Annotated in this window: 5 protein-coding genes; 2 read left to right on the top strand and 3 right to left on the bottom strand. The window is 34.4% G+C overall.

Features of this window, described 5'->3' with window-relative positions; all coding sequences use genetic code 11:
- Positions 1 to 3: 3 nt before the first annotated feature.
- Genes KM029_RS23250 through KM029_RS23240 form a run of 3 tightly spaced genes read right to left on the bottom strand, consistent with a single transcriptional unit; the run spans position 4 to position 7967 of the window.
- A complete protein-coding gene (locus KM029_RS23250; protein WP_144076200.1) occupies positions 4 to 3258 on the bottom strand; it encodes a glycoside hydrolase family 2 TIM barrel-domain containing protein in 3255 nt (1084 codons plus the stop codon).
- 18 nt (positions 3259 to 3276) lie between these two features.
- Positions 3277 to 4890, bottom strand: a complete 1614-nt coding sequence (locus tag KM029_RS23245) for a RagB/SusD family nutrient uptake outer membrane protein (RefSeq protein ID WP_144076199.1) — start codon at positions 4888 to 4890, stop codon at positions 3277 to 3279.
- A gap of 29 nt (positions 4891 to 4919) precedes the next feature.
- A complete protein-coding gene (locus KM029_RS23240; RefSeq protein WP_184679497.1) occupies positions 4920 to 7967 on the bottom strand; it encodes a SusC/RagA family TonB-linked outer membrane protein in 3048 nt (1015 codons plus the stop codon).
- Between the two features lie 324 nt (positions 7968 to 8291).
- On the opposite strand from KM029_RS23240, the gene KM029_RS23235 reads away from it, so the two are divergent.
- Together KM029_RS23235 and KM029_RS23230 are read left to right on the top strand one after the other, a co-directional pair.
- Positions 8292 to 11561 carry a glycoside hydrolase family 2 TIM barrel-domain containing protein gene (locus tag KM029_RS23235; RefSeq protein ID WP_144076197.1) on the top strand — a complete coding sequence of 1090 codons (3270 nt, stop codon included), beginning with the start codon at positions 8292 to 8294 and terminating at the stop codon, positions 11559 to 11561.
- A 97-nt stretch (positions 11562 to 11658) separates the two neighbouring features.
- On the top strand, positions 11659 to 13911 hold the full coding sequence (locus KM029_RS23230; RefSeq protein ID WP_144076196.1) for a glycoside hydrolase family 31 protein: 2253 nt from the start codon (positions 11659 to 11661) through the stop codon (positions 13909 to 13911).
- The last annotated feature ends 112 nt before the right edge of the window (positions 13912 to 14023 follow it).

The following is a 14023-nucleotide window of genomic DNA, read 5'->3' as shown; positions in this document are numbered from 1 at the left end:
TTGTTATAAAGGTCTAGAATTAGTATTGTAGTTTGTTTTAGATAAACGTACCTTTTTTGTTACAGAGGTTGTTTTAAATGGTTTAAGTGTAAAATTATATGTAATATTTTGAGTGGCTGGAATAACATATTGCTCTAGTGGCATTGAATACCAACTATCTGTACCTGCAACGCCTCTTTGTTTATAATCAATATGCCATTCTACCATTTTCTGTGGTAAAACATCACTATTATGTCTGTTTTCTAATCTTACTTCTGGGTATTCATATCCAGCGCGGGCATCAAGGTCTACGGCTCTGTAATGTAGTGCAGATGTTCCTAAATTTTCTGTACTAGAGAACATTAAACCATTTCCAGATTTATCTGCTAAAGCTGCCCATTTAATATCTGTTTTATACCCATTTTCTTGAGGTCTCTCGTATGCAAAAAATTGATCTGCCACAGTACTTGAATAGATATCTACAGCAGCACCATCGTTTCTATCAATGTAATTTTCCCAAGGACCTCTTCCGTAATACGTAAAATTATTAAACTGCTCTTTCAGCTCCATCACTAAACCAAAACGAGGTAAATCTGGTAAATCTTCTTTTCCTACAAGGTTCGCTTGCACATCAATTACACCATTACCATACACAAGGTATGCTACAGAACAGGTAGTGTTTATTTCGCCAAGATCAAAAGTTACGTCAATTTGCACTTTCCCTTTTGCAATTTCTTGTACTTCAACATCTTTCACTTTTGCTTCTAAAGTAGCTCTCTTCCAATTAATGTTTTTAACATCCATCTTATTTCCATAATCATTGTCAATAATTGGTCGCCAAAACGTTGGTTTAGGTCCATTCCCTTCGTTTAAGAAAGACACTCCATTTACATTATAAGTAGTAATAGTACCTTTAGCTTTATCAAAATTTAGTGTTATAGTACTGTTAGAGACTTTCACTTCAGATGCTGAATTTATTACTTTTAAGGCGGCAAATGCTGGCAATTTTGTTGTTGCTTTTTTATAAATTGGCAACTTAAATTGTTGTTTTGCTACTTCAAACCCTCTAGGTAAAAACGGCTCTGCTTCTTTTTGTTGAACAGAAATATTTAAGAAATATTCTGTATTTGCTTGAGGTTTAATTCCACTTACATCAAAAGTGATTTCTTCTGTATTATTAGGAGCTGTTTTTAATGTTCTAATAGGAAATTTCTTGATTATTTTTCCATCTGCTTTTACAGTAGCTACAACATTGTATTTACTTAAGTCTATAAAGTAATTCCAGTTTTTTACAGCTACAATTCCTTTGGCTAAATCAACTTCAGTAAATTTTACATTTTGATACTGCTTCTTCACTTCATGTAATGCTGGGTGAACTGTTCTGTTGGCATTAATTACTCCATTCATTAAAAAGTTGCCATCTGTAGGTACATTATCTGGACCGAAATCTCCTCCAAAAGCATACATTTTTTTACCATCATCTTTGGTTACTAGCAAGCCTTGGTCTACCCAATCCCAAATAAAACCACCTTGTAGGTTGTCGTACTTTTCAATTACATTCCAATAATCAATCATATTCCCTGTTGAGTTCCCCATAGAATGCTCATACTCACACATTATTAAAGGTCTATCTGTGTATTCTTTTGCATATTTTTCTATGTATTCTACACCTGGGTACATTGGTACATAAATGTCTGTATTCCATTCTAAACCTGCTCTTTCATATTGCACAGGGCGGCTATCTACAGATTTAAGATACTTGTAACCTTGGTAAAAATTATACCCATTCCCTGCCTCGTTACCTAACGACCAACCAATAATACAGGCATAGTTTTTATCTCTTTCGTACATTCTTTTAATACGATCTACATGAGCCAATTCGTAACTAGGAGTGTTCCCTAAAGAACGTCCTTTAGCTAAGTTGTACCCCATACCATGCGATTCAATATTAGCTTCATCAATAATATAAATTCCATATTCAGCACATAGGTCGTACCAATATTCTGGCTGAGGGTAGTGAGAAGTTCTAACAGCATTTACATTGTACTGTTTCATTAACTCAAAGTCTTTACGCATCAACTCTTTGGTCATGTAATGTCCAGTTTCTGGGTTATGTTCGTGTAAGTTTACACCTTTTAATAAAATCGGTTGACCGTTTACCAACATCATACCGTCTTTAATTTCAGTCATTTTGAAACCAATACGTTGAGACGTTGTCATTATCACTTCTTTGTCTTCGTTTTTAAGCGTGAGTAATAATGTATATAAACTAGGTTTTTCCGCAGACCAAGAATGTACATTTTTAATTACCTCTTGATCAAATTTATAGGTAGAATTTCCTTTCTCATCTAATAAAAGAACTTGAGCTCCTTTAGCAACTACTTTAGAACCCTCCATCAACTTATACATTAAATTAATGCTCTCTTTTTTTGTAGTTGCTTTTGCTATTTCTACTTCAACATCAACTACTCCATCTTTGTAGTTATTCTCTAAAGTAGAAACCACCTTGATATCATTAATTGCTGTTTTTGGTTGTGCTAATAGATAAACATCACGCTCAATTCCACTAATTCTCCAGAAATCCTGGCATTCTAAATAGGAAGCATCAGACCAACGGTAAACTTCAAAAGCTACTGTATTTACTCCCCCTTTTAAATACGTAGTGATATTAAATTCTGACGGTAATTTTGACCCTTGCGTATAGCCCACTTTCTTACCATTCACATAAATAAATGCTGCGGATTTTATGGCTCCAATATGTAAAATTACGTCTTCGTTCTTCCAATCAGGGTTTACAGTAAATGTTCTTTTGTAAGAACCAACAGGGTTGTAAGACTGAGGAACGTAGGGTGGTTGTGCTTTTCTTAAATCTGTGTAATCATCATTTCTCCAATCAGCAAATTCATGAGGATGATTAGTATAAATTGGAATGCCAAAACCTTGTACTTCCCAGTTTCCAGGAACGGTGATATCATCCCAAGACGAAACATCGTAATTATTTTTATAAAAGTCTTTTGGTCTTTCTGCAGGCGATTTGACAAAATTAAATTTCCAAGTACCGTTTAAAGACTGAAAGTTTTGAGAAGCTTCTAGGTTATTTTCTATTGCTTCTTGTTCTGTTTTGTAAACACCAAATTGCACACGAGTATCCATTTTATTTTCTTGAATCATGTTTGGATTCTCTAAATATGGATCTTTCTCTCTTGTTAGCTTTTGTGCGTAGCTCAATTGAGCTACGCAGAATATTAACAAGGCTAATGTATAAGTTGCCTTCATCATGTTATTTAAAAAATTAGGTTATCTCCACGCAGGATGTTGTGAAATATTTTTTGAAACGTCTAAAGCTGACTGCGGAATTGGGAAAACATATGTTCTATCACCCATTCCTCCATCTCTTCTTTTTCGTAAGAAATCTGTATAACTATCGCCATCGGCATGTTCATACTCTACACTTTCCATATCAATTGTAAGTGTGTTTTCTGACCAATGTGCTGAACTTCCGTATTTGTTTTGTCCCCATCGCCATGTATCCCAAAAACGTTTTGATTCTCCCGCAAACTCTACACGTCTTTCTCTCTGAATTAATTCTCTGACTGCATCTTTTGAGTTATAGATAGACTGATTAACGTTAGGCATACCAGCTCTAGTTCTTACTTGATTAATTGCACTATAAATTTCTGTTGTTGGTCCAGTTACTTCGTTTTGTGCTTCTGCAAACATCAAAAGTGTTTCTGCATACCTGTAGATATAGTTGTTTACGTCACATAACGAGTGCGTCACTTTATCCATATCAGTATATTTTCTGAAATTATAGCCTGTTAAAGTACAGTTGCTTCCGCCAATTTTATTTGGGTTTCCATCCGATAAATCAAGTGGATTGTATAAAATACCTTCATAATAAACGCCATCGTATAAAATTGTTTCTTCAAATCTAGCATCACGAATAGTATATCCTTTTGGATCATTTACTGGATCGTATAAAGGAGAAGTAGTGTATGGATAACTACCATCTTTTGCTTCATAAGCATCAGCCAATAAAGTGGAAGGTGCAACTGAAGACCATCCGCCTCCAAAACCATTAGGTAAAAAAGCATAATTAAGGTAGTTTAACCAATCTTCTGTTACTCCATTTTTATACTCTCTCCAAAGGATATTTTCTTTAGTTCCTGTTTGTGTTGATGAGTGAAAAAGCGCATCATAACTAGGTTCTAAAGCATAATTACCAGATTTGATAATATCACCTGTAAGTTTTGCAACTCCAGCATAATCTTCTATCCAAAGTAAGTAATCTGCTTTTAGCATTTCTGCAGCAGCTTTTGTTAAGCGGCCGTCTGATCTAGTTGCTGGTAAACCTGCAATGGCAATATCAATATTTTCTACAATGAAGGCTTTTATTTCTTCCTCTGTAGCAGTTGGAACATCTGCCTCTTCTAGAGTCAATAATTTATCTACAAGTGGCACCTCTTTGTACACTTTCCACATATCAAAATATTCAGAAGCCAAGAAGAAGTGTACTTCCGCACGCATTTCTGTATTTTCGGTTTCATCAATACCAGCTATACCATCTACTCTATTTAAAAATTCGTAGCAGTTTCTGATATCTTTATAAGAAAACCACCATCCACAGAAACCTGTGAATGATGTATGAACGCCTGCAGTATAATCTCTTAAATCACTTCCTTCCCAAGGGTATCTTAAATAAGCATTATCTGTTGCACTTTCTGTGTATAAATGATCCCATGGTGTTAAGGAATTGTAGATGTTATCTAAAAATGCTCTAGCTTCATTTTCATTCTTCCAAAATGTCTCATCAGAAACGGCATGTAAAGGCTCTTTATGCAGATAATTACAAGCTGTAGTTAATCCAATTAAGGCTACTAGTAAAGTTGATATATTTATTAATCTTTTCATTGTTCTGTGTGTTGATAGTAAGTGTTGATTTAGAAATTAACGCTAACACCTGTAGTGTAAACTGATACCTGAGGATAAGAAGAACCTCTACCTCCGTTATCAATTTCTGGATCTACTGTTGGCGACCATAAACTTGAGCTACTCCAAATGTTATCTCCACTTACATAAAGTCTTGCGTTTGTTGCTCCTACTTTGCTTAGGAAAGATTGTTTAAATGTGTATCCAATAGTTACATTTTTTAAGCGGATATATTTACCATCCTGTACCCAAAAATCTGAAAAGTATCTACCAGGATCGTTCACTGTAAAGTCTTCTCTTAAAATTGGTAATTCGTTAGAGTTTGGCCATGCTTTTTCTTTCATCCATTCATGAGGAGTTGCTTGTAATGCAAATGGCATTGCAGCTTCATTTAATAATACTACATCTCTTTGTAGAGCACCGTTAAATAAGATATTAAAATCAAAACCTTTCCAAGAACCTCCTAAATTAATACCGAACATATAATGAGGATTCTGATCGCCAATTAATTCTCTATCGTCTCCATCAATTACGCCATCGCCATTAGTATCAATTAGTTTGATATCTCCTGCTTTAATTCTTCCGTTCGTTAATTCGTAGTGTGCTGTATTGGCTTGGGCTTCTTCGTCTGTTTGGTAAATACCGTCTGATTTATAACCGTACCATGATTGCATAGGCGAACCAACATCTGTAAAAACTCGTCCATCTTCTTCAATCCAAGGTCCTGTATTTAAGATATCGACTACATTGTTTCTATTATCAAACATGTTTAAGTTTACAAAGTATTGGAACTCTCCAATAGAATTATTGTGTCTTAGAGAAACTTCCCAACCGTTATTATCAACTACCCCAGCATTAACACGTGGAGCACTATAACCAAATTGAGGAGGAACAGGAACATTCATAAGAATATCGTTTGTTCTGTTTTTGAATATATCCACAGAGAAACCAATTAAACGACCAAAGAAATCTCCTTCAATACCAAAGTTTGTAGTCTCTTTAGTTTCCCATTTCAAATTTGGGTTTGCTGTTTTATCATAATAAACAGAAGATACACCCTGATCTCCAATAACTGTAGATCCAGAAGCTAGAGTTGCTGTCCAATCGTAGTTTGTAATTCTGTTCGGGTCTTGAGCATCGTGAAAGTTTTGGTTACCCACTTGTCCCCAAGATGCTCTTACTTTTAAGTTCGTTACCCAGTCTACATCTTTTAGGAAACCTTCTTCGCTTATTCTCCAACCTGCAGATAAAGATGGAAATACTCCATATCTATTGTTTGGTGCAAACTTAGAAGAACCATCTACCCTTACATTTGCCTCAAACAAATATTTATCTTTAAAGGCATAATTTAAACGAGCATATACTGATTGTAAAGCCCACTCAGAAGCTATTCCTTCCATACGCCAATCTGTTGGGTTCATACTTCCACCATCAATAACATGTATAGAATTTGTAAGGTAATTGTACTTCGTCATTTTGCCGTTGTTGTTTGTTTGCGACTCTTGAGAGTACCCTACCATACCTTTTATATAGTGATTCGCGAAATTTTTCTCGTAATCTAAACGAGCCTGTAAGCCACTGTAAATAGTAGATGCATTATAATCTTCGTACCAGTTTGGTTCCGATTTTACAAGATCTCCGTTAGCTCCATAATAATCGTGTTGGTTGTTAAAAGCTGTACCTCTATCGTGCTTGTAGTTCATGTTATAATCGATATAAGCAGTAAGTCCGTTTGCAACTTTATAATCTGCCCCTATCATCATCTGTGTATACATCCAATTGCTAATACGGTCGCCACCTTCTTCTAACCATCTTTGAGGGTTACCATTTCTCACATAATTCCATTCTCCATTATCCCATTTAATTGGATCTACAGGAGAATAAATGTTTGCATTATAAAATGCAGAGCCAACACTTCTTGTAGGTTGAGTACGTGTTGAATTAGCAATATGTGTTCTAAAATGTGTATTTAAACGATCATTTATTTTCGCATCCACATTCATTCTCATATTGTAACGCTGAAAGTTAGTATTAGCTGTTAAACCTTCTTGATCGAAAAATGAACCAGAACCATAATATTTAATCTTATCGCTACCACCAGAAACTGTCAAATTGTGTTGCTGTTGTAAAGCACTACTTTTTAAAATCGACTCTCTCCAATTGGCACCTTGCTTTGTACCATCTCTATATTCATTAATTTGATCTTCTGTATATAAAGGCAATGCACCATCGTTTACTCTTGCTTGGTTACGCATTTCCATGTAATCTACAGCACCAACAAATTGATGTTCTTTTGTTGGTGTTTGAAGGCCTACATAACCGTTATATCCAAAAGAAACTTTTCCTTCTTCTCCTCTTTTAGTTGTGATAAGAATTACGCCTCCCGCTGCTCTAGCACCATAAATTGCCGTTGCTGCTGCATCTTTTAATACAGTCATACTTTCAATATCTTGAGGGTTGATATTGTTCATTTCTGCAGGCATTCCATCTACAATAATTAAAGCTGGTGTTGAATTTATTGAAGAGTTACCACGCACTGTTATATCCATATCATCTGCACCCGGCTGTCCAGTTTTTTGTGTGGCTACCACTCCAGGCATTGTCCCCTGAAATAAAGAGGATGTAGATGTTACAGGTCTGTCTTTAATTAGCTTCTTGTCCATTGTTTCTAATGAACCAGTTACGTTTTCTTTTTTCTGTTCACCAAATCCGACAACAACAACTTCTTCTAATTGTTCTGCATCTTCTAATAAAGTGATGTTAAATACTGTTTTACTTCCTACTGTTATTTCTTGAGGTTCATAACCGATATAGCTAAAAACTAAAACCGGATTTTCGATTTCTGCTGGTATGTTGATTTCAAACTTACCGTCAAAATTTGTGATTGATCCATTTGTTGTTCCTTTAATAAGAACGTTTACCCCAGGCAAAAATGTTCCTGTTGGCTCATTTACAGTTCCGCTTACGTTTAGACCCTGTGCAAATAGATCTAGATTAGTTGTTAAACAAAGTAAGAAGAGTAAGAGTAAATGATTAGAAGTTGTAGTTATTTGTCTCATGCTGTTAATTAAAATTGTGGTTAATTCATGCTTTAATTTGTTTTGGTAATGCAATTAAATAATTTTTATTATTAAAAGGAAACTATTTTAAAATAATTGTAATTAATATAATTTTGAATTGATGTGGAATATATACAAATAGTCAAATACAGCTATTAAAGTAATATTTAAGCTATTTTTGATTATGTAAACGAGATTTGGTAATAAATCATAACAATTGAAACTTCTCCTTTTTTAGATAACAATAAATGTAATATTTGTAAAACAACAACAAAAACAGACTTTTATATATTTTTTATTACTTATTTAAAATATACTACCATAATGCATAAAATATTACTTACATACTTTATATGTTTATTGCCTTTAATTGGGTTTACTCAAGGTAGAACTCCCCATCCTTATATAGAAAACCCAGCAGTTATAGGGATAAATAAAATGGCTCCTAGAGCTGCATTTTTCCCTTTTGAAAATGAACTTAAAGCATTGAATAATACGTATGAAGCATCAGCTAATTATCAGACATTAAATGGGAAATGGAAATTTAAATGGGTGAAAAATGAAACTGAAGTACCTCAGAATTTTTATTCCTCTACATATAATCATACAGATTGGGCGTTAATTAATGTCCCTGCAAATTGGGAAGTTGAAGGCTTTGGTACTCCTATATATACTAATGACTATTATCCTTTTGCAGACACAAGGGAACGTACAAAAGGATACACGGAAATGTCTGCTCCTAAACCACCTTTTGTTCCTATAAAAAACAACCCTGTTGGTCTATATTTTAAAGAGTTTGAGTTGCGTACCGCAGCAAAGCAGCAAGATATTATTCTTCATATTGGAGCCATTAAATCTGCAGCTTTTGTATATATAAATGGAAAAGAAATTGGGTATACTCAAGGGTCAAAAGTACCTTCAGAATTTAATATCACCTCTTTTTTAAAAGAAGGGAAAAACACCATCGCCTTTAAGGTATTTAGATGGTCGGATGCGTCTTATTTAGAGTGTCAGGATTTTTGGAGATTAAGTGGCATAGAAAGAGATGTTTTTCTTATTGCTCAAAATAAAGTTAGTATTCAAGATTTTGGGGCTATCACTACTTTAAAAAATGAGTATAAAGATGGAGACTTGGCACTTGATATTACTTTAAATAATTCATCTAACAAAACAGAGAAGGTTTCAGTTAGTTATCAATTGTTTGAAGGTAAAGTGCTTGATTTAAGCAAAAAACCTGTTATTAAACAACTACAAGAACTTGATATAAAAGGTGGAAAAAGTGTTCATATCAAACAGCAACATACAATAATAAATGCTGCAATTTGGTCGGCAGAGAAACCATCTATCTATACCCTACTCATCACACTAAAAAAAGACAATAAAATCATTCAATCAACCTCTGAAAGAATTGGTTTTAGAAGTGCAGAAATAAAAGACGGTTTATTCTTGGTTAACGGTAAGCCTATAATTGTAAAAGGGGTAAATCTACACGAACATAATGCTTACACAGGTCATGTTATTGACGAAAAACTGATAAGAAAAGACATTAAGTTGATGAAGCAATTAAATATTAATGCCATCAGAACATCGCATTACCCTCAGCCAAGAAAGTTTTACGAGTTGTGTACAGAATTTGGAATGTATGTGGTAGACGAAGCAAATATTGAGTCGCATGGAATGGGATACAGTCTTCAAAAAGGTAAGGCAATTAGTAACAATCCATCTTTCGAAAAAGCAATTGTAGACCGTACAAGAAGAATGTACGAAAGAGATAAAAACTATCCTTGTATCGTTACTTGGTCATTAGGTAACGAATCTGGAAATGGGTACAATTTTTACCAATCTTACAACTACTTAAAAAGTGTTACTACAATTCCTGTTCAATACGAACGTGCTGGTTTAGAATGGAATACGGATATTTATTGCCCAATGTATGCTGGACACGATTGGATGGAGAAATATGCTAAAGAATACAACGACAGACCTTTAATTCAGTGTGAGTATGAACATTTTATGGGTAATTCTGGCGGTGGATTTGAGGAGTACACTGCACTTTTTGATAAATATGAGAACCTACAAGGTGGTTTTATTTGGGATTGGGTAGACCAAGGTTTACATACAACAGACAAAGATGGAAATGCTTTTTTAGCATATGGGGCAGATTTTGGTCCTGAAAATGTTCCTTCCGATGGTTCTTTCCTTGCCAATGGAATTGTAGATTCTGATCGGAATTTAAAGCCTAGTAGTCTAACTGTAAAAAAGGGATATCAGAATGTGAAATTTAAGGCCACAGATTTATCAAATGGTAAATTTGAAATGAAGAATTGGTACGACTTCACTTCTATGGATAAGTTTACAGTAGAAGCCGTTGTTAAAGCTGATGGGAAAATAGTCCACTCTTTTGATGCAATGCATTTTACTACTGCACCACATCAAACAGAAAAAATTAGACTCTCAATTCAAAACCTTCCAAAAGGCAAAGAATACTTTATTCACTTTTCTGTGGTTACAAATAGAGCCGATTCTTTTAAACCTAAAGGGTATGCAGTTGCTACTGCTCAATTTAAGTTGCCTTCTGAAATTCATTATACAAACCCCTCTCCAACAGCAGTTTTAACTTTAAAGGAAACTAAAAATGAGGTTCAACTCTCTAATAAAAATGTTTTATTTCTGTTTTCTAAAGATGCTAAAACAATTACTTCTTATAAATACAAAGGCATAGAATATATTCATGATAATAGTGGTTTAACACCAAGTTTTTGGAGGGCACTTACTTGTAATGATATGGGAGCATATACTTGGGTTAAAGCAAAAGATTGGAAAGTGGCTACCCAAGAATTTACAATAAAAGAGGTAAAGGTATCTTCTAAAACTGAAAGTGCTTACGAACTTCTAGTTACCTATAACTTACCTGCTGTTAACACCACATTTGATGTGCTTTACACAGTATTTGGAGATGGTGCTTTACAAGTAAATGCTAAATTAAACGGCATTAAAAAAACTGATAAAATGCCCGAATTATTAAGAGTAGGCATGAGAATGATGTTACCAAAAGCCTTTAATAACATGACCTATTTTGGTAGAGGACCAGAAGAAAATTATAGTGATAGAAATTGGGCTACAGATGTAGATTTATATAATAAAATCACAGAAGATGTAACTATTCCATTTATACGACCTCAAGAAATGGGCAACCATACAGACATCAGGTGGGTAGCTATGAAAAACAAAAAAGGACAAGGTTTAATTGCTGTCTCAAATGGAAAATCGTTCCTGAATACAAGTGCTATGAACTACACAGACGAAGCTCTTGATGCTGGAAAAGAAGGGTATGATTACCCTAAAAATCTTCGCCATGATCAAAGACATCCTTATCAAATTGAAAAAGCTGACTTTGTACAATGGCATTTGGATATGGTACAGGAAGGTGTTGGTGGGGTTAATACTTGGGGAGCAAGGGCAATGCCTAAATATATGCTCGACCCTTCTAAAGATTACGAATACGCTTTCACGTTAATTCCTTTTAAGAAAGCAAACACTGCTCAGTTAATTAAAATGAGCAAACTAAAATATACTATTGATAATAGAATCTAAGAATATTTATGCTTAGAACACTGACATAAACGTTGGTGTTCTAAGCAATTCAATTTATCAAAAACTACTCTAATTTTTTAAAAACAACCTAAAAAGCATGAAATTTATTAGCTCTTTAATTGGTCTAATGATCATTAACCTAACCCTATTTGCACAAACTAACCCTGTAGTTTTAGGCAATGCAAGATTTACTGTAATCACCCCAGAACTTATTCGTTTAGAATATGCGGTAGATCAAGATTTTGTAGATGACCCAACGCTTTTTGCCGCCAACAGAACGGCAAGAACGTCTGATTTTGAGGTCATTAAAAAAGACGATGGATGGGTGCATATTTCCACCGCAAGAATGAGGGTAGAATATTATACTGATGGGTTTCCATTTGGACAAACTAATTTTAGAATTTTCTATAAAAAAGGTAATGAAGAAAAAAGATTCATGATTTATCAAGAAAACAATAAAGCCACAAACTTGGGTGGTACTGTACCTACTCTTGATGGTATGAATGGAGAAATTGAAGTTGATAACGGCCTTTTAAGTAGAGATGGTTGGTTTATTATTAAAGATGACTACAAACCCGTATTAAAAGACAACTGGATTGAAAACCGCAGTAAAAATAGTATTATGGACAGGTACTTTTTTGCTTATGATACAGATTATAAAGCAGCACTTAAAGCACTAACAGCAATAAGTGGAGAAGTGCCGATGCCTCAGAAATATGCATTAGGTGCTTGGTATTGCAGATGGTGGGATTATAGTGCGGATGAATATAGAGCGTTGATTCAAGAATATAAAGAACATGATTTCCCATTAGATGTGATGGTTTTTGATATGGGTTGGCATACTCAAAAAGAAGCAAAAGAAGGTACTGGGCATGCAGGTAATAGAGGTTGGACTGGATACACTTGGAATAAAAAACTTATCCCTGACCCTAAAGCTTTACTAAGTGAAATGAAGAAAGAACACCTACATGTTAGTTTAAACGATCATCCACACGATGGCATAAGAAACCACGAGGATACTTATGCTCAATTTATGGCTAGTCTTTCTAAAAAAACTACAGACCCAACACCATTATTTGATGCAAGTGATTCTACGTACATGAATGCTTTTTTTAATTATGCTTTAGCTCCTAACGAAGCCCTAGGCGTTGACTTTTGGTGGTTAGATTGGCAACAAGATTACTTGTACCCCTATGTTAGAGGTATTAATGGTTTAACACATTTAGAATGGTTAAATCACCTTTACTTTCTTAATTCTAAAAAAGACAATAAACGTGGAATGAACTACAGCAGATGGTCTGGGTTTGGAAGCCACCGCTACCCTATTCAATTTTCTGGAGATTATGTAGGCAGTTGGGAGTCGTTAAAATTTCAGGTTCCTTTTACGGTAAATAGTGGTAATGCAGGATGTTTCTTTTGGGCACATGACATTGGAGGTTTCTTTGGGGAACCAAAAGATAAAGCATGGGAATTGTATACCAGATGGACGCAATTTGGTTTAACAAATACATCATTACGAATTCATTCAGTTTATGATGAAAACTTAGATAGACGTCCTTGGTTATGGGGTGAAACTGCTGAAAAAAGTATGCAGATTATTTATCATTTACGCTCAGAATTAATGCCCTATATTTATTCTACTGTTTGGCAGGCACATACTGAAACACTACCTGTGTTAAGAGGAATGTATTTAGAATATCCAGAAACAGAAGAGGCTTACCTACATGAGAATCAATATTTATGGGGTGATGCATTTATTTCTGCCCCAATTACCTCTGCAGGTAAAGGCGAAAACAAAATAGCTTCTCAAAATGTATGGCTGCCAGAAGGTGTATGGTATCATTTCTTTAATCAAGAAAAATTTGAGGGCAATCAAGTAATCACTTCTTCTGCAGACATTAACGCCTTTCCATTATTTATTAAAGGAGGATTACCAATCCCAATGCAAGATTATACACCTAGAATGACTACTTCTACCATTCAAAATCTCCGTGTAAAATGTTATCCTGGATTACAAAACCAAGAAGCTAGTTTCAAATTATATGAAGATGATGGGACAAGTATCAATTACAAAAAAGGAGCGTATACTATTACCAACTTAACCTATAAAAGAACAGATAATTCGCATAAGATAACGATAACTCCAGAAGAAGGTAACTTTGCAAATCAACCTAAAAAGCGTTCGTATCAAATTGAGTTTATGGGAACAAAAAAGGCTAAATCTGCAACTATAAATGGGAAAAAAGCTAAGATAATTTACAATGAAAATTTAAAATGCAATACAATAAAAAGTAAAAATATAGATATCTCCAAAGAGCTAAGCATTATTATCAATGCTGAAGAAGTATAGATAAGTGTATGGCTACTTGATTAAAAAACGAATATTCGAGGATCCGTTGACAAGAAACACATAAAAAAACCCTGTTACAACATTATGTTATAACAGGGATTTTTCTTTCTAA

This window comes from Flammeovirga kamogawensis, assembly GCF_018736065.1.
Classification (GTDB): domain Bacteria; phylum Bacteroidota; class Bacteroidia; order Cytophagales; family Flammeovirgaceae; genus Flammeovirga; species Flammeovirga kamogawensis.
This window is presented reverse-complemented; position numbering and strand designations above follow the sequence as displayed.

Excerpts from the sequence above, each read along its gene's own strand:
- KM029_RS23240 (WP_184679497.1), bottom strand. The coding sequence starts at position 7,967 with ATGAGACAAATAACTACAACTTCTAATCATTTACTCTTACTCTTCTTA.
- KM029_RS23235 (WP_144076197.1), top strand. The coding sequence starts at position 8,292 with ATGCATAAAATATTACTTACATACTTTATATGTTTATTGCCTTTAATT.
- KM029_RS23230 (WP_144076196.1), top strand. The coding sequence starts at position 11,659 with ATGAAATTTATTAGCTCTTTAATTGGTCTAATGATCATTAACCTAACC.
- KM029_RS23250 (WP_144076200.1), bottom strand. The coding sequence starts at position 3,258 with ATGATGAAGGCAACTTATACATTAGCCTTGTTAATATTCTGCGTAGCT.
- KM029_RS23245 (WP_144076199.1), bottom strand. The coding sequence starts at position 4,890 with ATGAAAAGATTAATAAATATATCAACTTTACTAGTAGCCTTAATTGGA.